This window comes from Nocardia sp. NPDC058058 (genome assembly GCF_042885355.1).
Lineage (GTDB): Bacteria > Actinomycetota > Actinomycetes > Mycobacteriales > Mycobacteriaceae > Nocardia.
Genome location: NZ_JBHVSA010000004.1, coordinates 1,099,022 through 1,122,145 on the forward strand (window position 1 = coordinate 1,099,022; position 23,124 = coordinate 1,122,145).

At 64.0% G+C, this 23,124-nt stretch carries 18 protein-coding genes; 11 read left to right on the top strand and 7 right to left on the bottom strand.

Annotated elements, in window-relative coordinates; all coding sequences use genetic code 11:
• Positions 1-237 precede the first annotated feature (237 nt).
• Positions 238-954, bottom strand: a complete 717-nt coding sequence (locus tag ACFVUS_RS36120; protein WP_387777194.1) for a TetR/AcrR family transcriptional regulator — start codon at positions 952-954, stop codon at positions 238-240.
• 81 nt (positions 955-1,035) lie between these two features.
• Between ACFVUS_RS36120 and ACFVUS_RS36125 the strand changes: the two genes are divergently transcribed.
• The 5 genes from ACFVUS_RS36125 to ACFVUS_RS36145 all read left to right on the top strand — a co-directional run bounded on the left by ACFVUS_RS36125 (position 1,036) and on the right by ACFVUS_RS36145 (position 6,199).
• Positions 1,036-1,995, top strand: coding sequence for an ATP-binding cassette domain-containing protein (locus tag ACFVUS_RS36125; RefSeq protein WP_387777197.1), 960 nt, complete (start codon positions 1,036-1,038; stop codon positions 1,993-1,995).
• A complete protein-coding gene (locus ACFVUS_RS36130) occupies positions 1,992-2,795 on the top strand; it encodes an ABC transporter permease (protein ID WP_387777200.1) in 804 nt (267 codons plus the stop codon). Before ACFVUS_RS36125 ends, ACFVUS_RS36130 begins: the two co-directional genes overlap by 4 nt.
• A 235-nt stretch (positions 2,796-3,030) precedes the next feature.
• Positions 3,031-3,840 carry an alpha/beta hydrolase gene (locus ACFVUS_RS36135; protein ID WP_387777203.1) on the top strand — a complete coding sequence of 270 codons (810 nt, stop codon included), beginning with the start codon at positions 3,031-3,033 and terminating at the stop codon, positions 3,838-3,840.
• Between the two features lie 132 nt (positions 3,841-3,972).
• Positions 3,973-5,241 (top strand): PepSY-associated TM helix domain-containing protein, encoded by a 1,269-nt coding sequence (locus ACFVUS_RS36140; protein WP_387777206.1) that lies wholly within the window; start codon positions 3,973-3,975, stop codon positions 5,239-5,241.
• Positions 5,242-5,476: 235 nt separating this feature from the next.
• Positions 5,477-6,199: an MspA family porin gene (locus ACFVUS_RS36145; RefSeq protein WP_387777209.1), complete on the top strand. Its 723-nt coding sequence runs from the start codon at positions 5,477-5,479 to the stop codon at positions 6,197-6,199.
• Positions 6,200-6,260: 61 nt separating this feature from the next.
• Here ACFVUS_RS36145 and ACFVUS_RS36150 read toward each other — a convergent pair whose 3' ends face one another.
• A complete protein-coding gene (locus ACFVUS_RS36150) occupies positions 6,261-7,676 on the bottom strand; it encodes a serine hydrolase domain-containing protein (protein WP_387777212.1) in 1,416 nt (471 codons plus the stop codon).
• A gap of 431 nt (positions 7,677-8,107) precedes the next feature.
• Between ACFVUS_RS36150 and ACFVUS_RS36155 the strand changes: the two genes are divergently transcribed.
• From ACFVUS_RS36155 to ACFVUS_RS36165, 3 genes are read left to right on the top strand one after another with little or no spacing between them, the layout of a single operon-like run.
• Positions 8,108-9,673 (top strand): mannitol dehydrogenase family protein, encoded by a 1,566-nt coding sequence (locus ACFVUS_RS36155; RefSeq protein WP_387777215.1) that lies wholly within the window; start codon positions 8,108-8,110, stop codon positions 9,671-9,673.
• Positions 9,670-10,332: an HAD family hydrolase gene (locus tag ACFVUS_RS36160; protein WP_387777218.1), complete on the top strand. Its 663-nt coding sequence runs from the start codon at positions 9,670-9,672 to the stop codon at positions 10,330-10,332. Before ACFVUS_RS36155 ends, ACFVUS_RS36160 begins: the two co-directional genes overlap by 4 nt.
• Positions 10,310-11,137, top strand: coding sequence for an aquaporin (locus ACFVUS_RS36165; RefSeq protein ID WP_387777221.1), 828 nt, complete (start codon positions 10,310-10,312; stop codon positions 11,135-11,137). Before ACFVUS_RS36160 ends, ACFVUS_RS36165 begins: the two co-directional genes overlap by 23 nt.
• Before the next feature lie 16 nt (positions 11,138-11,153).
• Here ACFVUS_RS36165 and ACFVUS_RS36170 read toward each other — a convergent pair whose 3' ends face one another.
• The 5 genes from ACFVUS_RS36170 to ACFVUS_RS36190 are packed head-to-tail and all read right to left on the bottom strand — an operon-like array spanning position 11,154 to position 18,214.
• Positions 11,154-13,958: a DUF5682 family protein gene (locus tag ACFVUS_RS36170; RefSeq protein ID WP_387777224.1), complete on the bottom strand. Its 2,805-nt coding sequence runs from the start codon at positions 13,956-13,958 to the stop codon at positions 11,154-11,156.
• Positions 13,955-15,073 carry an AAA family ATPase gene (locus ACFVUS_RS36175; protein WP_387777227.1) on the bottom strand — a complete coding sequence of 373 codons (1,119 nt, stop codon included), beginning with the start codon at positions 15,071-15,073 and terminating at the stop codon, positions 13,955-13,957. The genes ACFVUS_RS36170 and ACFVUS_RS36175 overlap by 4 nt, the downstream gene beginning before the upstream one ends.
• An 8-nt stretch (positions 15,074-15,081) precedes the next feature.
• Positions 15,082-16,434 carry a VWA domain-containing protein gene (locus ACFVUS_RS36180; protein ID WP_387777230.1) on the bottom strand — a complete coding sequence of 451 codons (1,353 nt, stop codon included), beginning with the start codon at positions 16,432-16,434 and terminating at the stop codon, positions 15,082-15,084.
• The gene (locus ACFVUS_RS36185; RefSeq protein ID WP_387777233.1) at positions 16,431-17,804 is read right to left on the bottom strand and encodes a hypothetical protein; all 1,374 of its coding nucleotides are present in this window, start codon (positions 17,802-17,804) and stop codon (positions 16,431-16,433) included. Before ACFVUS_RS36185 ends, ACFVUS_RS36180 begins: the two co-directional genes overlap by 4 nt.
• Positions 17,804-18,214 (bottom strand): hypothetical protein, encoded by a 411-nt coding sequence (locus tag ACFVUS_RS36190; RefSeq protein ID WP_387777236.1) that lies wholly within the window; start codon positions 18,212-18,214, stop codon positions 17,804-17,806. Before ACFVUS_RS36190 ends, ACFVUS_RS36185 begins: the two co-directional genes overlap by 1 nt.
• 391 nt (positions 18,215-18,605) lie before the next feature.
• Here ACFVUS_RS36190 and ACFVUS_RS36195 point away from each other — a divergent pair, with 391 nt between their 5' ends.
• The 3 genes from ACFVUS_RS36195 to ACFVUS_RS36205 all read left to right on the top strand — a co-directional run bounded on the left by ACFVUS_RS36195 (position 18,606) and on the right by ACFVUS_RS36205 (position 22,867).
• Positions 18,606-19,511, top strand: a complete 906-nt coding sequence (locus ACFVUS_RS36195) for a bile acid:sodium symporter family protein (RefSeq protein WP_387777239.1) — start codon at positions 18,606-18,608, stop codon at positions 19,509-19,511.
• A gap of 415 nt (positions 19,512-19,926) precedes the next feature.
• A complete protein-coding gene (locus ACFVUS_RS36200) occupies positions 19,927-21,639 on the top strand; it encodes a DUF262 domain-containing protein (protein ID WP_387777242.1) in 1,713 nt (570 codons plus the stop codon).
• On the top strand, positions 21,632-22,867 hold the full coding sequence (locus ACFVUS_RS36205) for a type II toxin-antitoxin system HipA family toxin (protein ID WP_387777245.1): 1,236 nt from the start codon (positions 21,632-21,634) through the stop codon (positions 22,865-22,867). Before ACFVUS_RS36200 ends, ACFVUS_RS36205 begins: the two co-directional genes overlap by 8 nt.
• Positions 22,868-23,124 lie beyond the last annotated feature (257 nt).

The window sequence follows — 23,124 nt, forward strand, 5'->3', positions numbered from 1 at the left end:
ACCGCCGAAAGTATCCAACAGCGCTGGTAGGCGGCCATTTCCGCCACACCGCCGTGCGATGGCAGTTCGTCCAGAACATTTGGGAAGACCCCATCCGCGCTTCCAAACGCCTCTCCATGCGCGGCCCGATCGCCACGGCCGTTCATCAGGCATCACCGCCCGGCTCGTATGCTGGTCCGTTAGCTCCACCCACGGCAAAAGGCCGGATCCGAATCGGATCCGGCCTTTTGCGTTTGCTCAGCTGTCGGCCGGGGCCGGGATGGTGTCGATGAGCCGGTTGAGGGATCGGCGGAAGAGTTCGTCCGGGTCGGTGTCTTGTGGGGTGGAGTTCAGCATTGCTGTGACGGCGGCGGATAGGTTTGGTAGGTCCGGGTTTTCGGCGATTTGTTGTAGGTGCATCATGCGGGCCTGTAGTGCCCCTGGGTTGCCGGGCTGGTCGGTTTGTTGCCGTTCGTGGGAGGCGAAGGTGGCGATGGAGGCGTTGAAGTGGGCGATCAGCTCGAGTTGCTGGCGGGTGTTCAGGCCTGTGGGCTTCAGAACCGCTAGGAAGAACTCCATGTAGGCCTGGACGTGCGGTCCCCAAGATGCGTTGGCGGACAAGGTGATTGCCCAGGGGTGGCGGAGGTAGATGGACCTGGCCCGGTTTCCGATCGCGGTGAGGTCGGCTCGCTGGTTGCCGGTGGGTGTGGGCGGGAGGCTGAACTCGGCTGAGGCCGCGTCGACCATCAGGTCGTACAGGTCCGCTTTGGAGTCGATGTAGCGGTAGAGCGATGCCGCCCCTGCCCTCAGCTGTTTGGCGACCGCCCGGATCGAGACGGCGTCGAGTCCCTGCTCGTCGGCGATGGACATCGCCACCTGTGCGATCTCCTGGCGGGTGTGCGTCGGCCGAGGTCCGCGGCGGGGGGATGGGTCGCGCATCCAGATCACCGGGCGTGGTGCGCCGTCGTCATCCATGGGGGCAGCCTACTGCATGCACTGTTCGCAGATCTGATGTACGTTTACTGCGAACATTGATCGCACTAATGGGGAGTGGAGATGAACCACGAAGCACCCGCGGTGATTCGGACGCGGGGATTGGTCAAGAAATATGGAAAGGGCGAGGGTGAAGTGGTCGCCTTGGACGGCGTCGACCTCACCATCGAGGCGGGCACGGTCTTCGGGCTGCTGGGTGCGAACGGTTCGGGCAAGACCACCCTGAATCGGATCCTCACCACGCTGGCCGCGCCAACGGCCGGGCAGGCCGAGGTGTTCGGGGCCGATGTCGTCACCGAGGCCGCCCGCGTCCGAGCCATGATCGGCGTGATCGGGCAGCGCACCAGTCTCGACGATCGCCTGAGCGGCAGGGAGAACCTGAACGTGCTGGGCAGGCTGTACGGACTGTCCGGCGCGGATGCCCGCGAGTCGGCCGACGAATTGCTCGAGCAGTACGGCCTACTCGATGCCGCTGATCGCCCCGTCGATACCTATTCCGGCGGCATGCGCCGACGACTCGACATCGTGTCCAGCCTGATCCGGCGACCGGCCCTGCTGTTCCTCGACGAACCGACCACCGGCCTGGACCCGCGCAGCCGCAGCGAGATCTGGGCGACAGTCCGTCAACTGGCGGAGAGCGGTACCAGCGTTTTCCTCACCACCCAGTACCTCGACGAGGCCGATCAGCTGGCAGACCGCGTGGCGGTGCTCGCCGCCGGACAGATCATCGCCGATGGCACGCCACGCGACCTGAAGGCCCGCATCGGACAGCGGCTCACCGTCCAGTTGACCCGAGAGTCGGACCGCCGCAACGCGATTGACGTTCTCGCGGCGCTCGGAGTCAGCGACCTGGTCGAACGGCAGCAGGACGCCGCGCTTACGGGTCGAGTCGAAACCGGTTCGATCGCCCTGCCTCCTCTGCTGAACGCCCTCACCGAGTCCGGGGTCGAGGTCCTCGACATCGGACTGTCCGACCCCACGCTCGACGAGGCCTACCTCGCCTTGACCAAGGAGTACGCATGAGCACGCAGCAGACCGAGCGGAGAAACGCTCTCATCGACGGCATGAGCGTCCTTTACCGTAATCTCTTGGCACTCAAGCGAAATCCCGCCCTACTTGCCGCGAATCTCGCGGGCCCGATCGGGTTGGTGCTCGTCTTCGGATACGTCTTCGGTGGGTCTCTCCGTGACGCGCTCCCGGGCTCCTCCTACCGGGAGCAGATCATCCCGGCGGCATTCGTCCTCGTCGCCGGGACGGGCATGGTGGTTGCCGCGAGCGCCGCCGCCCATGACGCGCGCAATGGCGTGACCGAGCGGTTCCGGGCAATGCCGATGGCACGTTTCGCGGTGCCGTTCGGGGCGAGTCTGAGCCAGCTGCTGCTGTCGATCCTGTCGATCGCGGTCATGGCCGTTGTCGGCCTGCTGGTGGGATGGCAGGCGCACGACGGATTCGCGCGCACGCTGGCCGGATTCGCGGTGCTCACGCTGTTCGGCTACGCACTCACCTGGGTGGGAATCTTCCTCGGCCTGGCGATCCGCGACGAAGAAGTGGTGCAGCAACTGGCCCCGGTCATTCTCGCCTTCGTCATGGTCTCCAACGCCTTCGTCCCCACTTCCAGCATGCCCGCGTGGCTGGGCACATTCGCCGAGTGGAGCCCGTTCAGCGCGGCGATCACCGCGGTCCGCGACCTGTTCGGCAATGCCGCGGCCCCGACCGGCCCCTGGCCCCTCGCCCACCCCGTAATCACCACCGTCGCATGGTCTATCGGCCTGCTCATAGTGTTCGCGCCGCTCGCGTCCCGCCGCTACACCCGCAAGGACTGACCGCCAGGCAGCAGCGGGAGATTGTTGAATTCGATTACATCCAGCGTGGCGGATTCACCGCTTGTTACGCCGGCTGATTCCCGGTGATGATTGTGGTGAATTCCGCGCTCGCGGAACATGTTTCGGAGATTCTCTCCGATTCCATCGATAATCGACCGCATAGGGAGAGCTGCCTGTCATGGCTGAGTTGAAGACCTGCACCATTGAAACTTCAGGTGCCACAATTGTTTATGACGTGCGCACGGCCGAACCGGCCGGTGTGGAACCGATCCTGATGCTGATCGGCACTCCCATGGACGCGAGCGGGTTCGTCAGTCTGGCTGATCGGTTTCCGGACCGCACGGTGGTCACCTACGATCCGCGCGGGATCGCTCGCAGTTCGAAGGCCGATCCCGCGAGTGCGTCCAATCCCGATGTGCACGTGGATGATCTGCGTCAGGTCATCGACGCACTCGGTGGTGGGCCGGTTGATGTGTTCGCCAGCAGCGGCGGCGCGGTCAACGCGCTGGCGCTGGTGGCCAAGCATCCTGATCTGGTTCGTACGCTCGTCGCGCACGAACCCCCGGCCGTGCGGTACGTCCCGGACAGCGCGCAAGCGCTGGCGGCGACCGCGCACATTCAGGATGTCTATCGCAGTGCCGGATTCGGCACCGCAATGGCCAAGTTCATCGCGCTGATCAGTCTGAAGGGTGAAATCCCCGCCGAGTTCCCCGCTCTCCCAGCGGATCCCGCCATGTTCGGGCTCCCCGCGGAGGATGACGGCACTCGCGATGACGCGCTGCTGGGGCAGAACCTGATACCGACCACGCATTACACCCACGACTTCGACGCACTGCGGACCGCTGCCACCCGCATCGTGATCGCGGTCGGCGTGGAATCCGAAGGTGAACTGCCCTACCGCGCCGGTATCGCGGTCGCCGAGCAGCTCGGATCGAAGCCGGTCGAGTTCCCCAGCCACCACGGGGGTTTCCTCAATGGTGAGTTCGGCCAGCAGGGCGATCCGGACGGCTTCGCCGCCGTTCTGCGTGAGGTATTGGCCCGGTAGGGAGCTGGTAGCCCGCGCGACGGGGTCCCAGGCTGCGGTATCCCAGTGTCTGGGACTCTGTCGTGTCCCGCTCGCGTGCGCCCGCGGAACGTACGTGCACCGGTTGACCTTTTGCTAGGTTAGCCTACCCTTATGAGTCCGACGATCATGCCGGGAAAGGGTGGCGCCACCGATGCCGCACCTACGCCGCGCCGCGCCAAGCCCGCGGTAAGCACGCGTCGCCGCAGTCGAAAACCGGTGCGCCGCAGACTAATCGCCATCCACCGCTGGTCTTCGCTCATCCTCGGGCTGCTGCTCGTCGTGCAGACCACCTCCGGTGCGATCCTGCTGTATCACGCGGACCTATTTCGTCTGAGTCACAGCTCGTTCTATGCGCACACCGATGGTCCCGCGGTCATCAACCTCGAGCAGGCGGTGAGCCTGGTGCGGGCCACCGACCCGGATTTCAATGTCGGATGGGTCGGTACCGACGACGGCATCATCGCGGTCGGCAATGCCGACTTCACCGCCGCCTACGCGATCGATCCCGGCACCGGCCGGATCAACGGCAGCGCGAGCCTCACCCGCGGTGTCCTGGGGCTGCTGGTCAATGTGCACGATTGCGCCTTCGGCTGCGTCGGCTATACCGGCGGCATCGCCGCACTCAATGGCAATCCGCCGCTACTCGATATCACTTGGGCCGCGGCGATTCTCGGAGGTCTCGGATTCCTGCTGATCCTGCTCGCGGTCTCGGGCGCGATCATCTGGTGGCCGTCGCTGCGTCGCATGAGCCATGGCTTCCGGGTGCGCTGGCGCAAAGGCGGATTCGCGCGAGATCGTGACCTGCACAACGTGATCGGCATTATCAGCGTCCCGTTTCTGCTCCTGTGGGGGATCACCGGCGCGACCCTCGAGCTGCCCGCGGTGAAGGACGCGTGGTTGGTCTCGACCGGCGGCAAAACGGCCGCCGAACTGGCCGATGACAGCTTCACCCCGCGCCAGACGTCACCGGGGACCCCGCCGATATCGGTCACCGAGGCGACCGATGCCGCCCTGCGCGCGGTGCCGGGCAGGCTGGCCTATCTGATGCTGCCCGCCGAAGGCGCCGACTACTACCGTGCCGCGATCGCCAGCGGCTATTCGCCCTACGCGCATCGCGCTTTCTACAGCGGCGATATCGTCGTCTACGTCAATTCCCATGACGCGAACGATATTTCGGTGACCGAGACGGGTGAAGGCAGGCCGGTCGCGAACAAGTTCTACGACAAGCTGTTCGAACCGGCGCATTTCGGCTGGCTGGTCAACGGCTGGTGGCGCATTCTCTGGCTGCTGTTCGGCCTGACCCCGCTGGCGCTGGCTGTCACGGGTCTGTCCACCTGGCTGTTCAAGAGCCGCACCCGGCGCAGAAAACGCTCGGCCTGACCGAGGGGGAGCACGGTCGAATGTGCTGTTGGTCACCGGGATTGGGGAAGCTGTGGACCGAGACTGTCTGGGACTGTAACTTTCCCTCAGTCGAACGCGCCGGTTGCCTCCGGTTTGCGGTGTTCACCATATCGGTTGTGCGGCAACATCTTTCGATGCGTCCGACTTGCTTCGCTCGTCCTCGTTCTCTTCTCGCGGATCAACCGCGCTCGCTCATCTCCCGGAGGTTCCCGAAATGTTCTCGACGGCAACGCTTGTCACAGCTCGTCGGTGGCGGCGCGCACCCGCGCGCCGCACCTGGATTGTCGCCGGCCTGGTATTGAGTGCGTTCGCGTCGGAACCCACCGCCACCGCGGATTTCATCGATCCGGCCGCACTCGGATTGACCATCCGGCATCAAATCGACGCAACCGCACTCGACAGCACGCATCTACGCGTCACTGAGGCAGACACCGCGCTGAAAGTGGTTCCGCCACTGGACGGTAGCCCGCTCAGCCGCGCCGCCTACCTCAGCGGTATCGCGATCGGTCAGGTCGAGCTGCCCGCCGGAGTTCAGCCGAAGGATGTCAGCCTCGAGGTGGGTTTCGCGGTCGCGTACCCCTGGCAGCTCACCTCGGCGACCGTCACCATCAATACCCCGAGCCTGTCCGTTATCCCCAATATCGGCGTGGGCCTAGGCGCCGGCGGCCCGTCCCTGAATCCGTCGATCGGGGTGGCGGTGGACGTCATCCCCTCACACTCCCTCGCGCTCGCCCTCGCGCCGGGCACCGTCACCGAGACCTCCCTGGCGAAATTCCCCATGACCACACCGGTCTCGTCGATCGACCTGGAAAACACGCGGGTCTCGGTATCCGGCGCCATCGGGCAGGTGAATCTTCAAGTCTTCGTACGGCTTACGGTGATCACCGAATCCAGCCAGATCTCCCGGGTGATCTACAGCGACCCACTTCCGCTGTAATCGGGGCCGCTGTGTATCGATCGGTTCGTCGGGCTCGGTTCGCTGGACCGTCCGGGTCCGGTCAGCGGTTGGCGGCGAGAGCCGCCAGCGTGACCTGTCGGAGCGTATCGGACAGCTGCGCGGCCAGATCCGCGGTCAAGGGCCGGCCGTCGCAGCTGATCAGCGTGCAATCCGGGACGCTGCCGGGGCCGTATCCGAGCAGTACCGCCGCGATGGCGGTTGGGTCTGCCCAGGCGGCGAGATCGGCGGGGCTGCCGATCAGCGGGCCGAATGAGTCGTCGTAGCGGTACGGGTCGTCGTCGGGGACGGCGGGGACGTCGGTGACCGCCCGCGTGATCCGGCGCAGGAGTTCCTTGTTGTCGGGATTGGATTCGGCGGCGAGCGAGGTCTGGGTATTGGTCAGATCGATCGATCCGGGAATGCCGGTACGGACGATCACCATATCCAAGCTGGGCACGACGACGCTGAATTGCCCGAGCGCACCGACGAACGAGTACATATCGCGCGGCGATCCGGGAAACATATTGTGCGGGAACACCTTCGCCATCGGCACGGTCGCGGTCTTATAGGAGTCGCCCGCATTGAGCCAGAACAGGAATCCGTATCCGCCGTTCGCGGCGGTCGGTTCGGCGGCCTGGCGGATGTACGAATCGTCGATCAGTCGCTGTCCGCGCCAGACGCCGCGCTGCAGCATCAGCTGTCCGAGGCGGGCGAAGTCGGCGGGCCGCATGGCGAGTCCGCCGTGAACCGCGGTGTCCCCGTGCCGATCTCGCAGCCAGATCCAATGGTCGCGGGGGATGCCCAGCGGAGCCATCACCTGTTCCTGGACGAAGTCCTGGAAATCCTGACCCGTGCTGATCTCGACTATGCGCGGCAATAGTTCCAGCACCGATTGTGAATACTGGAATGTGCTGCCGGGCTCGTACGCGAAGGGTCGGTGTAATGCCTCGGCTACCTCATCGGTGGTGATGGCGGCAATGTCGGTGCCCCAGGAGAATTCGAGCCCGGTGGTTTGATTCAGGACCTGGCGGACGGTCAGCGCGCCGTGGCGTTCGTCCGCCTGTGGAAAGAATGTGCGCAGTGGATCATCGAGGCCGAATTTGCCCAGGGTGATCGCGCGCCCGACCGCGACGGACGCGACACCCTTGGAGGAACTCGCCAGCGGTGTCGGCAGCACGGCCGCCAGGGCGTTGTCGGGCGCGTAATCCGCAGTCAGGCAGCCATGCCGGTATACCTGAATCGCGAACCCGCCCTTGCGGGCACCGAAGGACAGCGCATCGGCCAATGCCGTCGGATCGAGCCCGAGATCCGCCGGTTCCGCACGCTGATATCCCTGATCACCGGCGGGCTCGGTGCAGGCGAACGCACCCGATTCGGCATTCGCGGATACCGGGACGACGCCGAACAATGCCGTGGCACAGGCGAAACCCACCGCCTGCGCGAGCAGCGACAGCACGCGTCGACGTCGGAAAATCATGGGGCACCCTCCGCACCGAGTGGTGACACCGTTTTCGGCATCGAGTGATGCTGGCATCCCGGATGCGTCCCGGACATCGGGCAATGCGCCAAAATTCGCCGCCGAGTTCCGGCAGAGTGCACTGTGCTGTTTCGCGGGATCCCGCCGAGGGGTGTCCGCCCGCGTAAACCGGTATGTGATCGGATTCACCGGATGAATTCCACGGCCTTCGATGTCCGATTTTTTCGTTCGGTTCGCTACAGATGACTTGGCAATTTACGTATCCCTTACGCCCTACCCTCTCACCTGCGGAATGTTGACGCTTCCAGTAAACAGCCAGTTGTTAACCAACGATTGAGAAATCGGGGTTAGCGTGTGCGCTGCGCCGGATTCACCGCCGAATTGACGCCTCTGTTCAATGTCTTCTACATTTCGGATCCACGGAGTCGTGCATGCGTAACGTGTTCAATATTTCGCCCGCTCGGTACATCGAATTCACAGCGACGGATCTGCCCCCGGCCCCGTCCGTTCCGCGCCTTTCGGAGGCGGTGCTGAGCCGCCTGCCCAGCGGTGTCACGCGGCCCGGTTTCGCGCCGCGCAGTCTCACGAAGGGGATCCTGCATCTGGGCTGTGGATCATTCCATCGCGCGCATCAGGCATTGGTGACCCAACATGCCATCGATGCCGCGTCGGACCCGCGCTGGGGAATCGTGTCGGTGGCGATGGCGCGCCCAATGGTGGTGGACGCCTTGCGTTCTCAGGACAATCTCTATACGACGCTGCTGCACGATGACGGGCAGGCGCGGGTGGAGGTGGTCGGGTCCATCGTCGAAGGGGTGCACGCGCCCTCGGATCGGCTTGGCGTGCCGAGCCGGATCGCGGATCCCGGGATCAAGATCGTCACGCTGACCGTCACCGCGAGCGGATACTGCGTCTCCCCGGTCACCGGGCGTCTCGATCCCGAATGTGAATCGGTGCGCCACGATCTGCGGCATCCGCGCCGCCCGGTCACCCCGATCGGCATGCTGGTCTACGGTCTCGACCTGGTGCGGCACCGCGGCGGTACGCCACCGGTGGTGCTCAGCTGCGACAACCTGTGTGCGAACGGCCGCACCCTGCGCGCCGCCGTCATCGATTTCGCGGCGCTGCGCGATGGCGGTCTCGCCGAGTGGATCGCGCGCAACGTCCAATTCCCCAACAGCGTCGTCGACCGGATCGTGCAGCCCGCCACCCCGGCCGATCCGGTCGCGGCGCGAAACTGGTTGGGCGGCATCGAAGATCAGGCGCCGGTATCTGCGGAACCGTTCATGACCTGGACCATCGAGGATTTCGACGGTGACCGGCCGCGCTGGGATCTGGCCGGTGCGCATTTCGTCAACGATGTGACCGACCATGAACTGGCAAAACTGCGCCTGCTCAACGGAACTCATATGCTGCTGGCCTATCTCGGCGCGCTGGCCGGGTATCGCACCGTCGCCGCGGCCGCCGCCGATCCCACGCTCGGCGCGCTGGCCCGCCAGTTCATGCTGTACGAGCAGGGCCCGACGCTGACACTGCCGCCCGCGGAACTGCGACGGACCGTGGACGAGTTGATGATTCGCTTCCGCAATCCGGCGATCTGCCACGATATGACGCGGGTCGGCCGCAATGGCTCGGACAAGATGATCCCCAGAGTTGTTGCCGCACTTCGCGACAACGTCGCGGCGGGCCGTCCGACGCCCGCGGCGGTATTGCTGATCGCCGCGTGGATCCGCTGGTTCACCGCCGCCCAGGCCGCCGATGCGGTGATGGAGGTGATCGACCCGCGCGCGAATTCGCTGACCCCGCTGGCAGATGTGGCGGATTCGCACCTGTGCGCGCAAAGATTCCTACAGCGCTCCGATATCTTCGGCACGCTGCCGGAGCCGGATCGACTGCAACGCCAGGTCGGTGACGCGCTGGCCGATCTGACTCACGAGGGCGTCGATGTCGCGGTGCGGCGCAGGCTGTCCTCGGTACTCGAAGGGAGTGTTCGATGAACCCCGTGCGCGCGGTCGTCTTCGATATGGACGGCCTCCTCATCGATTCCGAACGATTGGCCATGCGCTCGCTGATCAGCGCGGGGGCCGAACTCGGTTACGGTATGCCGCTGGATTTCTGCCGATCCATGATCGGCGTGCCCGCGGACCGCTGCCGGGAGCTGGCCACCCAAACCTACGGTTCGGATTTCCCGCTGGAGGAGTACTTCGATCTGCACGAGACGCACCTGCGCCGTCTCGTCGACGACGGCGAACTGACCACCAAACCGGGTGCCCTCGCCCTCCTGGATATCCTTGATCAGCAAGGCATTCCGAAGGCCATAGCCACCTCGTCCTCCCGCGAGCGAGCCGACCACCACCTCGAGCTGACCGGCCTCGCCGACCGCTTCGACGCCGTGATCACCCGCCAGGACGTCGACAATGGCAAACCCCACCCCGAGCCATACCTGAAAGCCGTCGCAACCCTGGCACTCGACCTCGATGACACCCTGGCCCTGGAGGATTCCACCAACGGCCTGCGCGCCGCCCACGCCGCCGGCCTGCGCTGCATCCTCATCCCGGACCTGGTGCCCCCCACCGACGAATCCCGCCGCCTGGCCCACCGCCTCTACCCCGACCTGCACCATGTCGGCGACTATGTCGTGGCAGCCAACGCGTAGCGGGGTCGAGCGCCGCGTCGAACCTGCTGGAGCACAGGAGTTCTCGGATACGCACCGAAGCGGCCGCCGTTCGCCGTATGGTCCGGGCCGCCGCTTCGCGGCCGAGTACCTGGGCACCGCGTTGCTGGTCGCGGTGGTCATCGGCTCCGGCATCTCCGCCCAGCGGTGGTCGCCGAGCGATCTGGGCCTCCAGGTGCTCGAGAGTTCCATCGCGATCATGCTCGGCCTCTGGGTGCTGATCCTGGTGTTCGGTCCCATCTCGGGCGCACACTTCAATCCGGTGGTCTCCGTGGTCGATTGGGTGTTGGGTCGTCGTATCGGTCGCGGACTTCCGGGTTCCGAGGTATTCGCTTACGCGATCGCCCAGACCCTGGGCGCCGTATCGGGCGCGATACTCGCGAACATCATGTTCGACCTGGCCCCGTTACAGATATCGACGAATCACCGGGTCACCACCGGCCATCTGGTCGGCGAGCTGGTGGCCACCGCCGGCCTGCTCTCGGTAATCCTCGCGCTGGCCAGATCCGCCCGTCCGGCGCTCTCGGCCGCCGCCGTGAGCGCCTACATCGGGGCGGCCTGCTGGTTCACCAGTTCCACCGCCTTCGCGAACCCGGCCATCACCCTGGGCCGGACCCTCTCCGATACGCTCGCCGGTATCGCCCCCGCCTCGGCCCCCGCCTATATCGCCGCCCAAATAGTCGGTGCCGCGATCGGTCTCGCGATCATCTCCTGGTTCTACCCGGACGCCCCGGCCGCGGCGGACAACGTCACCGTCCTGCACCGGGTCCCCGGATCCCGCCGCTGATCCGGACCGGTTCGGATCAGTTCCGTGCGGGTGATGACCGGAGCTGGTCCGCCAGCGCGACCGCGGTGGCCGGGAACCGGTCGAGCAGATCGGTCACCTCTCGGTTGCCCGTCGGCCCGGCTTCGTGCCACGCGCCGTCGATGCCGAGGAGTCCGGCGAGAGCGTCGGTTGTTGCCGGATGAATGGCCAGCAGCTCGGAGACCGGCCCTCCCGAAACTGCAACCAATTGTGGTGTGGCTGCGGTCAATTCGTCCGACCAGGGTGGGATGAAGGCGTCCACGGCGGGTAGGGCGCCGGGGAAGGTGCGGCCTGCTTCGCGGACCAGGCCGGGGATGAGGTCGGCTGTTTGGTCCTTCAGGGTGGTGATCAGTTTCGGTAGCCAGGGCAGTAGCACCGTATCGGGGAGGGTGCCGAAGGCTTTTGAGAGTAGTTCGACGACAAAGGGTTTCAGGGCCGGGGCGGGGTCTATGGCTTGGATGAAGCCGCTTATGTAGTGCGGGACCGTGGGGAGCACCAGGGGGTTGGTGAGCATGGCGTCGCAGCGGGTGCGGAGTTCGGGCATGGTGAGCATGCCGAGTTGGAAGCGGGCCGCCCAGAGGAGGGCTATTTTGGCCGGGGATTCGGGGTGGGATTGCAGGACGGACAGTTCGAGTTGGGTGTGGTCGCAGCCGAGGGACAGGGCCAGGTTTTCCATGCCGAAGAGGAAGCCGAGCATGGCCGCCACCTGGGCGGGGCCGGTTTCGTCGGTGGTGAAGGCGGTGGGGAGCAGGGTGCAGTAGTGGGCGTAGCCGGTGGTCACGAAGCGTTCGCACCAGGTCGGCAGGCCGCCCTCGGTGGAGCGGAAGTAGTTGAGTAGCAAGCGGATTCGGCGCAGTACTACGGGGGCGTCGTCCACCGTGCGTTCGGCGGACAGCAGTTCCACCGCGCGATTGCCGAGTTCGGCGGCGAGGCGGGCCGAGCCGAGGTAGACCAGTGCGTCTTCGACGGCGGCCAGGGCTATCGCCGCGGTGGCGTCCGGTGCGGTCACCGAGCGGCGCAGGCGCTGTTCCAGGACCTGTTCCACGGAGACGCCCTCGTAGCCGAGTTCGACCAGGGAGCGCTGGTGTTTGCCGAGGCCGATATCCCAGCTCTCCTGGATCGAGGTTTCGCCCAGTCCGCGCGAACCCATGATGGGGCGCAACGCGTCCTGCGGGAGCAGTCTGCGCAGCAGCCACAGCAGATCCGAGCACGGGCGCAGGTCCGGAGTCGATTTCAGGTCCAGCAGCGCGCGTTGCAGGGTGCGCTTGGACAGATCGAGCCCCAGGGGTTCGAGGCGGTCCAGCACATCGCGGGCCAGCGGTGGCAGCGCCGCGTAGCCGACCTGGCCGATTCGGTCGCCGCCGAGCAGGATCTCGCAGAGTCGGCGCACATCGCGGCGGCCGGGGACGCGGTCCTTCTCGATGCAGGTGACGGCCGCGTCCTGGAAGTCGTACGGTGTCGGCCGGGCTCGATTTCGCAAGCCCGCCAACAGGATCGAGGTCTCGAAGATCGCGATCGCGTCGGCGGTGCTGGCCAGATAGCCGTTGCGCCGGGCCAGTCGAACGATATCCACCGACCATTCCAGCAATTCGGCCTCATCGAGCGGGTCCAGCACCGGCGGCCGGGACAGGAATCCCGAAAGCTGATCCGCCACTTCGGCTTCCGATTCGGCCGGCAGCGGAAGCTTCTTGACGCGCTTCTTCGCCCCCGGCTGTCCCTCCAGTTCGAAGGGCTGCAACTTGCCGCGCCGCAACCCTTTCGCCCAGGTGGCGGCGGCAATCGACACCGCGCCGCCCGCCAAACCGAATTGCGCTTCGATCGCCGAGTGGCTGGAGGGAATCAACCCGTAGTGCCAGGTCGTGGCCGAACGCGGTGAGATCTCGAACGGTGCGTTCGAGTCGATGCCGAACTGTTCGACCGGACTGGCCGCATGCGCCGCGCCGCAGATGTACAGCGCCCGCGCCGGATCAATCGCGTTGGCGGACAAGTGTTCCCGCATGCGCGTCCACATGTACCGCTCACGATTCTCATCCTCTGCGGTGCTGCCGCGCCGCAGTCGCCGGAACAGACTGCCGATCAACACCATGACCTGCCGGTAGGTGTCGTAGTCGGCATCCGCGAGCGGCTGCTCGACGTACTGGTCCCACCATTCGGACCAGTGCCGGACCTTGCCGTGATGCAGCAGATGCTCTTCGAGTTCGGCGAAACGCGGTCGCAGATCACCGATTTCGATACCGACCGCCGCACCGTGCAGACCGTCGTCATCGGGCTGCTCGCCGTCGGCCGGCACGTCCTCCGGCGGCGTTTCCTGCGGAGCCCACTGGAAGACATGATCGGTGGACCGGTCCACCAGCACCAGTTCCACGCCCGGCGTATCGAGCGCGTAGGCGATGGCCTGATACTCCGCCGACGATTCGGTGATCGGCGCGACCACCGACAGCGGCGCCCAATCCGCCGGGAAGCCAACGGTATCGGTGGCGAACGCCTGTAGTGCGACCGGCAATCGGCAGTTGCGCAGTTCATCCAGCAGCGGCCGCATATCCTCGCACAGCTCCATGTAGATGACGCTCGGCTGCTTCTCGCGCAGTCGCCGCACCATCGCCAGGCCGGACGCGGGGGAGTGGTGGCAGACCGGGAAGATCTCCAGCCGCTCCGACAGCGCCCGGTCGACATCGTCGACTATGCCCGCCAGGATGTCCCCGGCCGCTCCGGGCTCACCCGCGAACGCGACGGCCGCGTCCGTCAGCTGATCCCGCAGCGCGGCAAAGGTATTCGGCGCGGAACGAATATCGGAGACGGTCATGAGAGCCTCGCGATCGCGGCCCGGCCGCCCTCCAGGAATTCGCCCCACGGGGCCTTGCCCTTATTGCTCTTGATGCGCGGTTCGACCACACCGTGCAGATACTTGTTGAGAATCGCCAGATCCTCCGGCGTGCGCCGAGCCAGCGACCCGACCAGCGAGCCGGCGAGGGTCTCCGCGCTCAATTCCTTCGCCCCGAAGAACTGGCTGTGCAGGATGGCGTCCTCGAGCACGCCGATCTGCTCGGCGGTGGACAGCGCCGACTCCAGTTTGTCGTCATCGCTGGTGGCGGCCGCGGCGGCGGCGCGCAGATCGGCGAAGCTCTCCAGCAGGATGTCCAGCAGCGTGGGCGGCAGTTCCAGTTCCAGGGAATGGCGGCGCAGCAGTTCCGCGGTGCGGAAGCGCACGATCTCCGCCTCGCTCTTCTTATTGGAGACGACCGGAATTCGCACGAAGTTGAAGCGCCGCTTGAGCGCCGAGGACAGATCGTTCACACCCCGGTCGCGACTGTTCGCGGTGGCGATGATGGAGAAGCCGGGCTGGGCGAACACCACATTGTCGTCATCGAGTTCGGGGATCGAGACATATTTCTCCGACAGGATGGAGATCAGCGCGTCCTGCACATCGCTGGTGGAGCGGGTGAGTTCCTCGAAACGGCCGATTACGCCCTGCTCCATGGCGGTCATGATCGGGGACGGGATCATCGATTCCCGCGACTGCCCCTTGGCGATGACCATGGAGATATTCCACGAGTACTTGATGTGATCCTCGGTGGTGCCCGCGGTGCCCTGCACCACCAGCGTGGAATTGCGGCTGATCGCCGCGGCCAGCAATTCGGCCAGCCAGCTCTTACCGGTGCCCGGATCGCCGATGAGCAGCAGGCCGCGGTCCGAGGCCAGCGTGACGATGCTGCGCTCGACGAAACTGCGGTCGCCGAACCACTTCTGCGCCACCTCGCGATCCAGGCCGTCGGCGCGTTCGGAGCCGAAGATGAACAGCCGCACCATCTTCGGGCTCAAACGCCAGGAGAACGGCTTGGGATTGTCGTCGATGGACTCCAGCCAATCGAGTTCCTCGGCGTACTTGATCTCGGCGGGGGCGCGCAATACGTTGTTCATGGTGTCTCCTAGTCGAGAAAGTTCTTGAGTTCGTGCACGAGTTTCTGGATGCGTCCCGAAATGACCGGGGTGCCAAGGGCTTTGAAGCGCTCACGGAACCACGGATTGACGCTCTGATGGCCGGAGCTGTTCACCGAGCCGACCGGAATGAGTTTGACCCCGGAACGGTGCACGGCCTCCATGGCCTCGAACAGCGGTTGTGAGCGATCGAATTCGTAGAAGTCCGAAATCCACACCAGCACGGTGTTTTTCGGATCGCTGATCTTGGGCTGCGCCATGGCCATGGCGATCGGGCCGTCATTGCCGCCGCCGAGATTGGTGCGCAGCAGCACCTCGAACGGATCGTGCACCCACGGGGTGAGATCCAGGGCTCGGGTGTCGTAGGCGATGAGGTGCACATCCACCTTGGGCAGGCCCGCGAAGATGGATGCCAGGATGGTGCAGTTCACCATCGAGTCGACCATGGAGCCGGATTGATCGACCACCACGATCATGCGTGCGGGGACCGTGCGCTTGGCGGTCTGCCGGTAGTACAGCCGGTCGACGTACAGGCGTTCGTCCTGCGGATTCCAGTTGGGCAGGTTCTTCCAGATGGTGCGGTCCACATCCAGATTGCGCAGGATGCGTTTGGGCGGCACCGAGCGGTCCACGGTGCCGATGCTGGTCTGCTGCACCTGGGTGCGCAGTACCTCGGCGACCTCGTCGATATAGCGGCGGATGAGGCGTTTGGCATTGGCCAGGGCCACACCGGACAGATTGTGCTTGTCCCGCAACAACTGTTCGATGAGGGACATGCTCGGGGTGAGCTGGGCCGCCAGGTGTGGATCGGCGAGCACTTCGCGCAGCCGCATGCGGGATACCAGCTCGCCTTCCAGACCGGTGAGCACGCCCTGCACGCTGCCGGCCTCCTCGCCGAGGCAGCGGCGCAGCCAGTTGGCGTCGGATTGCCAACCCGCGAGTTGAGTGGCGCTGACCTGACCGGAACCGGTGGCGAAGACATTGAGCAGCAGTTTGGAAACCAGTGCGGCGGTGCGGACATCGGCCGCGCCGATGGTCTGGAGCGTCTCGGACGGGGTTGCCTCGGGCGCGGAGCCTTCGGTCGTATCGCCCGCGGCTGCGTCCGCCGGCGGTACCTGCTCCGCCTCGGTGAAATCGAGCCCGTCGAACTCCGCCCGCATCGCCGGATACCGTTGCACCACATTGTCTATGGAGATACCCGCATCCAGCACCGCCAGCGGCAATCCGAGATCGTCGACGATCCCGGCGCTCGCCTGCTCCAGGGTCGGCTGTTGATCGCCGCTGAAGACACCGGCCAGCAGCCGCCAGTACAGGATCTGCCTGCGCGTCTCATGATTTGTCATTTCCGCAGCAACCGTCCCGCGCGTTCGCGCAATACGGCGACGGCATCGCCCGACTTCGCCTGTGCCTTGGCGATTTTCGGATCGGTGGGGCCCAGCGCCCAATCACCGTTGTGGAACGTGGTGAGCGCGGTCTTGACCTTGCGCTGAATGGCCAGCGGTCGCACCGACCAGCCGCCGATGTCCCAGCGCAGCAGTCCGATCAGACTGCTGGACGCGCCGACTCCGGCCGAGGTGAGCGGACCGGCGGACGGCAGTGCGTCCAGTTCCACTCGTATTCGAGCCGCACCCAATTCCAGTGCGCCATCGCGGAACCGGTACCCCTCGAACAGAACCGGTACTGCGATGTGGACCGGATCGCGATCCAGCGGTGCGACGGCCGGGGCCTGCGCCTGCGGCAATTGCACGGTGGCGGTGACGAATGGATCGGCGGCCTCCCCAGCCCGCGCCCGATCGTCCTCCCACAGCAGATCGCCGGTTGCCGCGAGCGGCATATCGGTGAGCTCCAGCGCGCGATGCTCCGACAGCGCTGTCAGCAATTGGCGATGCGCTCCCAGCAGCTGCCAAATCGCCGGTCCCACAATGGTATCCACCTTGGTGGCCGCCACCGATACCCGTACCTGCCGTGCTGTCCCCTCCGTCTCCAGCACGCCGTACACCTGGATCTGCACCGCCGTTCCATGCTCGTGCACGTCTACGCCCAGTGGCAGCAGTCGTCCCGAAATCGATTCGACCGCAACGGATTCCGTTCCTCGCCAGGACAGCAGCAGGGCGCGTGCCCACAGGTCGGCCCAGCGTCGCGCGGGCACTCGATCCATGCTCGCGATGGGAGCCGACGCGCTCAGCTCGGCGGTGAATCCGTCGAGCAGCAGCGCCAAACGTCGCAGCGCGGGTTCGCCCAGCAGCGCTTCCACGGTCTGATCCGCGGCCGCCACCAGATCGTGGTCGACGCCCCGCCATCCGGCGATGGCGAGTTCGCCCAGCCAGGCGCGGGAACCGATGGCGAGTGGGTTCGGAGCAGCGGAGTCCGACGTGCCCGGCCAGTCGAATCGATTGCGGCCCAGCGCCGTATCGGCCTGTGCGAGCAGTGCGTCGTGCACCGCGCCCAGCAGGGCGGCGCGAGCGCCCGCCAGTGCCGACAGTTCGTCGGTGCCGATCGCACCCGCGCTCACTTTGGCCACCGCCGCCGCGACAGCCTCGGCCAGCGGTGATCCGGCCACGGCTGCGGCCAGGGCCGCCAGCGCGGCACTCTGCGGTTCGGAAACCCGTGCGAGTCCATTGACCAGTGCGGTGTCGAAGCCGCCGACCACGTCCAGGGTGGGGGTGACGCCGGTGGGCGCGGTCGCCAATGAGTCCAGTTGTACGGCTTGCATCAGCGATTCACCCCCGCCGGAAACCACTGCAACTCCGGAATCGGCGTCGCGCTACCCGGCAGTTCCAGATAGGTCAGGTGCCGCAAGAAGCGGCTGAAGACCGCGGCGGCCGGAGCCGGGTCGCGAGATCCATTGAGGCAGGAGGCGATCCGCTGCCCCTCCGAAACCTCGACACGCAGGAACCGCGCCACGCGGTCCTGCCCGTACTGCAAGACGGCCTCCTCGATGAGCGAGTCCAAATGCTTGCAGGCCCACCCCTGATTCAACCCGCCGCAGGGCCGATTGTTATTGGTGCTGCAGCTGAGCCCGTGCGTCCCCGCCGTCACCGAGGCCACGTACACCCGGGCGATATCGGACCCGCTCGACACCACTCCCTGTAGCCGCCCGTCGGCCATTTCCACAAACGGCACCTTATTCAGTTTCCGTGCCGCCACAGCGGGCAAAACCCTTACGACAGAAGCACTTTCCCATGCCGGCTGATCCGGCAAGGCACCCGATTCCGAGGCCATCGCTTCCCTCCCGATCGATACGATGCGCCCAAGGTATGTGACCCCACCGACAAGTCGCGCGGGCACCCCGAACCTCCAGCTGAACCCCGATTCCGGCCTTCCCGGCCGTGCGGATCGCGTGCCCTTCTGATCGATCGCTGGTGTGGCGTCGATCGCTCACCCGTCGAACGTGTCCGGCGCCTGCCCAGTCGTGGCGGGTCCGAACGCGCGTGAAACGTCGTACCCTCCCGCTACTGTCGTAGGTGAGTGGTTCGAGGGCTGTAGCGGGTGCGGTGAAAGGTGACGGGGCGCAATGAATTCCGGATTTGTCGCGGTGGCACTGCCGATCGCGCTCGGCGTGATCATGTTCGGCCTGGGCCTGTCCCTGACCCCCGCCGACTTCACCCGCGTCGCGCAACAGCCGAAAGCGGTGCTGATCGCGCTCGTCTGCCAGATGGTGGTGCTACCGCTGGTGGCATTCGGCCTGGTGACGCTTTTCGGGCTGGAGCCCCTGGCTGCCATCGGCGTCATGCTGCTGGCGGCCTCCCCGGGAGGCGCGACCGCGAACCTCTTCAGTCACCTGTTCGGTGGTGACGTCGCGCTGAATGTCTCACTGACAGCGGTCAATTCGATCATCTCGGTGCTGACGGTCCCCGTGATCACCAACGCGGCCATCGCGCACTTCGACCCCGAAGACGGCGCGGGCTCACTGGGCGTGCAATTCGGAAAAGCCGTACAGGTCTTCGCGATGGTGCTGATCCCCGTGGCGATCGGCATGACAGTCCGCGCCCTGCGCCCCCTGTTCGCCGACCGCATGGACCGCCCGGTGCGCATAGCCTCCGCCCTCATCCTGGTGTTCGTCGTAATCGGCGCGGTCGCCTCGGACCGCTCGGGCCTGAACGGCGACCTCCCCAAAATCGGCCTGGTCGTAGCCCTCCTGTGCGCGGTGAGCCTGACCATCGGCTACTGGATCCCCCGCCTACTCGGCGTCTCGGAACGCCAAGCCATAGCCTCCTCCATGGAAATCGGCGTCCACAACAGCGCCATAGCCATCACCATCGCGATCACCGTTCTGGACAACACCGAAATAGCAGTCCCCGCAGCCCTATACGCGGTGGTCATGTCCCCATTCGCCGCCGCCTCCGGCTGGCTCATCAGCCGGTGCGCACGCCGCAGCCGTACAGCGAGTCTCGCTGTACGATCGGAGCTGCAAGGCTGATCGGCTCGTTCTGCCGCGCACTGCGTTGCTCGTCTCTATCACGTTCAACACTTACGATGGGCGAACTTTGACCGGGTAACCCAGTCGTAGGCCAATAGCGCTGTGGTCAAGCCGTAGTCGGCGCATGGGTTGGGAACCGATGGTACCCTGCCGTTTCCATCTAGCTGCCGACGTCGTGAAAAGTGTAGGGGCGCAGCAAATTCGGGGTTCGTATGGAGGAGGTGTGCCAGATGCGGCAGTGTTCGGTCTTGAGACCCGGCCACCCCAGTGGATCAGGTGCAACAGGGTCTCCTCGGACTCCTACCATGCATCCGAACTACGAACCAACGGCCAGTTGCAAAACCAACTTGTAGGTGGTTGGTAAGTTAGACCTCTCACGTCGGCATAGCGGTGCGGGCGACAGGAGGGTGGCGGAATGACGATGAGCCTAGGGACGACACCGACTGCGCGGGTGTTCGAGGTCGAAGAGCTTGTCGCGATGGTTTATGACGGAAAGATCAGAATTCCCGAGTTCCAACGGCCATTCCGATGGGGTCTTGAGGACGCACGCAGGCTATTCGACAGCATTATGCGAGGATATCCATTGGGCAGTCTTTTGCTGTGGGCGCGACCAGCTGGTGCGGCACGAATCTCAGTGGGAGCATTGCGTATCGACGCTCCGGCTATGGATCACGCGTTGTGGGTCGTTGATGGTCAACAGCGGGTCACGACCCTCGCAAACGCGCTTTCGGTCGATTCGCCACACGACGAGAGATTCGCGCTGAGCCTTGATCTGATCACCCGAGAGATCCTTCCTACGGTTAGTGCTCGGTCGCTGAGCATTCCGCTTCCAACACTCTTCGACCTCACGCTTCTGATGGCATGGTTTCGAGATACGCCAGAGGCTATGCGGTATTTTGATATCGCAACGGAAGCAGCTAAGAAGATCCGTCAATTCAAAATACCGGCCTCTGTTGTGGAAACTCAGGATGAATCGGTTTTGCGTGATATCTTTGATCGGCTGAACAGCTACGGAAAGCGACTGACAAGAGCGGAAGTATTCACCGCGCTGCACCCAATTGCCCTTGACGGTGGCGGTACAGCGACGACTGCGATTGAGGATATGGTCGACCACATTTCGACCGATTTGGGTTTTGGGACGGTCGATGGAAATACGATCTTTCAGGCTATTCTGGCTCGGCGTGGAGCTGATTTCGGTAGAGAGATGAGAACCGAATTCGAGGACCGCAATGCCGGGGAATTTCCTGGAGAAACGGCTGGGATGGCATACCGCGAAACGCAGGTGGCCTTGGATCGCGCAATACGATTTCTTCAGCAGCACGGCGACACTCCGCACTTCTCCTTTCTGCCTTATAGGCACCTTTTAGTTGTGTTGGCACGCGTTTTTGGACATCATTCAGAGCTCAATGGGCGTCAAATACAACTGCTGCGCCGCTGGTATTGGCGCGCGGCCGCAGCTGGAACCTCTCTATTTCCGGGAGGCAATTCTGGCACGTTGCGCGCGCTATGTACGATGGTGGTCCCCAATTCGCTGGATGCGACTTTGCATAACTTGCTTGAGGTTATACCGCAGTCCAAGACGAGCCTTCCGGATGTCCATCGTTTTCGTACTAACCATGCGAGTGGCAAGATGATAGCGTGCGCGTTGTGGGCGAACCGACCAAGGTCTCTGCGCGACGGTGGTCAGCTAAGCCAGAATGATCTGGTTGAAGCGCTTGGTGAGGCCCAGACGCCGCGACCGGCGCTTACCGCGCTGGTGTCGCGTCGTGCGGCGGGGGCATCGAAGGCTGATTCGGCGGCCCGCTGGTTATTGATACCTGGATTGGAGGCGGCTCCGGCCGAGGTACCTGCCATCTTATCGAGCCGACCGATCGGTATTGATGAAAGCGATTGGGAAGCCGTACTGACGTCTCACGCAATTGGTATGGAAGCGGCTTCAGCTCTGTCGGATAACAACATTCAGGCGTTTGTTCGTGATAGAGAGGATGACCTCTCTATCCTCGTACGACGGTTCATGGCTCATAGAATGGAGTTTGGATTCGAGGACACACCACCGCTCGACCATTTGGTTGTCGATGATTTGGAGTCCGAGCCGGACGAGCTTGAGGATTGGGATCTGGATGAATGACCCGGCTCGGCATGCGGTCTGGTTGTACGACCAGCAGATCGGATGGCTGTTTCATCATGACAACTACACCTGGTTCGAGTTCCGCGACGACTATCTTGCTGCCCCGGACCGACCTGTACTTGGTTTGCGTTTTGAGGAGAGGCCACACTCTCGCTTTGCTGCAAATCTCCGTCTACCGCAATGGTTTTCCAACTTGCTGCCTGAGGGCATTCTTCGTGATTGGATCGCTGCTGAACGCGATGTGTCTCCCGAGCGAGAGATGGAACTCATTGCGCAAGTTGGTCACGACCTGCCTGGGGCGGTACGCGTGCTGCCTGACGGTCATTACCCGGTGCCTGATGTTGCTTCGGTGATCGAATCAGTACCGCACGTGTCAAACTCCCTAAGCTATACGCCGCAGCCTTGGAAATTCTCACTTGCTGGAGTGGGTCTGAAGTTTTCAATGCTCCGTAACGGCAAACAGTTCTCCTGTACGGCTACCGGAGAAGGCGGCGATTGGATTCTTAAACTCCCTGATGCGCGGTTTCAAGACGTACCGCGAAACGAATTTACGATGATGCGCTTCGCGCGCTCTGTCGGTATAGATGTTCCTGAGGTTGCGATCGTTCATCGCGACGATATCGATGGCCTGCCTTCGGGGATCTGGCCCAATCGAGAAGTTTGGGCGTATGCTGTTCGGCGATTTGATCGTTCCGGAGATCGCGGTCCGATACATATTGAAGATTTTGCGCAGGTGCGAGGAATATACCCGGTTCAGAAGTATGAGGGAAACTTCGAAACCGTCGCCGCACTTGCCTATCGTGGTCACGATCTTCGGGCTCTGCATGAATTTGTGCGAAGGCTAGTGTTTTTCGTACTTATTGGCAATGGCGACGCGCACCTTAAGAACTGGTCACTCATTTACACTAACAAGCAAGTTCCCACGTTATCTCCCGCATATGACATCGTATCTACGGAGCTATACGGTATTGGTGACGGTCCCGAAGATCTTGGCCTGAAGTTCGCTGGCAACAGGCGATTTGATGCTGTCCGAATTAATCAGTTTGATAAACTGGCTAGAAGGCTCGATGTTAAAAGCGACCTCGCTGCGATTGCACTCGAAGTTCTTGACCTAGCGCAGGTCGAGTGGCCTGTATTCGCTGAAGAATTAAGCGATCTTCAGAATATTCGAGATTCTGTTCACGAGTCGATATTTCGCCGAAGCTCACGCTTGATGCGAACACGCTAGCCGTCAATTGGGCGGGGAATTGCATGGCCCGACGATGTCCTTGGTGTGATTGCGGGGACCGGTGTGGTGCCTTCCGGCATAGTTTGTCCAGTAGAAGCGGAAGATGGTGTTGCCGCTCTTCAGATTGGACTTAGCTGTAGTCGATTCAGGCGTTGGTTCGGTGTACTCGAAGCTTGCGGTGCCAGCCGTTGTCAAGGTAGTGGGTGAGGAGTCCGTTGAAGTGCGGGGTGGATGTGTTCGTTGACTTGGGTAGGTGG

What these genes read in the sequence shown, in the direction of transcription:
- ACFVUS_RS36155 (WP_387777215.1), top strand. Translation starts at nt 8,108, where the DNA reads ATGCGTAACGTGTTCAATATTTCGCCCGCTCGGTACATCGAATTCACA.
- ACFVUS_RS36140 (WP_387777206.1), top strand. Translation starts at nt 3,973, where the DNA reads ATGAGTCCGACGATCATGCCGGGAAAGGGTGGCGCCACCGATGCCGCA.
- ACFVUS_RS36145 (WP_387777209.1), top strand. Translation starts at nt 5,477, where the DNA reads ATGTTCTCGACGGCAACGCTTGTCACAGCTCGTCGGTGGCGGCGCGCA.
- ACFVUS_RS36175 (WP_387777227.1), bottom strand. Translation starts at nt 15,073, where the DNA reads ATGAACAACGTATTGCGCGCCCCCGCCGAGATCAAGTACGCCGAGGAA.
- ACFVUS_RS36130 (WP_387777200.1), top strand. Translation starts at nt 1,992, where the DNA reads ATGAGCACGCAGCAGACCGAGCGGAGAAACGCTCTCATCGACGGCATG.
- ACFVUS_RS36160 (WP_387777218.1), top strand. Translation starts at nt 9,670, where the DNA reads ATGAACCCCGTGCGCGCGGTCGTCTTCGATATGGACGGCCTCCTCATC.
- ACFVUS_RS36170 (WP_387777224.1), bottom strand. Translation starts at nt 13,958, where the DNA reads ATGACCGTCTCCGATATTCGTTCCGCGCCGAATACCTTTGCCGCGCTG.
- ACFVUS_RS36205 (WP_387777245.1), top strand. Translation starts at nt 21,632, where the DNA reads ATGAATGACCCGGCTCGGCATGCGGTCTGGTTGTACGACCAGCAGATC.
- ACFVUS_RS36180 (WP_387777230.1), bottom strand. Translation starts at nt 16,434, where the DNA reads ATGACAAATCATGAGACGCGCAGGCAGATCCTGTACTGGCGGCTGCTG.
- ACFVUS_RS36125 (WP_387777197.1), top strand. Translation starts at nt 1,036, where the DNA reads ATGAACCACGAAGCACCCGCGGTGATTCGGACGCGGGGATTGGTCAAG.
- ACFVUS_RS36195 (WP_387777239.1), top strand. Translation starts at nt 18,606, where the DNA reads ATGAATTCCGGATTTGTCGCGGTGGCACTGCCGATCGCGCTCGGCGTG.
- ACFVUS_RS36200 (WP_387777242.1), top strand. Translation starts at nt 19,927, where the DNA reads ATGACGATGAGCCTAGGGACGACACCGACTGCGCGGGTGTTCGAGGTC.
- ACFVUS_RS36165 (WP_387777221.1), top strand. Translation starts at nt 10,310, where the DNA reads ATGTCGTGGCAGCCAACGCGTAGCGGGGTCGAGCGCCGCGTCGAACCT.
- ACFVUS_RS36150 (WP_387777212.1), bottom strand. Translation starts at nt 7,676, where the DNA reads ATGATTTTCCGACGTCGACGCGTGCTGTCGCTGCTCGCGCAGGCGGTG.
- ACFVUS_RS36185 (WP_387777233.1), bottom strand. Translation starts at nt 17,804, where the DNA reads ATGCAAGCCGTACAACTGGACTCATTGGCGACCGCGCCCACCGGCGTC.
- ACFVUS_RS36120 (WP_387777194.1), bottom strand. Translation starts at nt 954, where the DNA reads ATGGATGACGACGGCGCACCACGCCCGGTGATCTGGATGCGCGACCCA.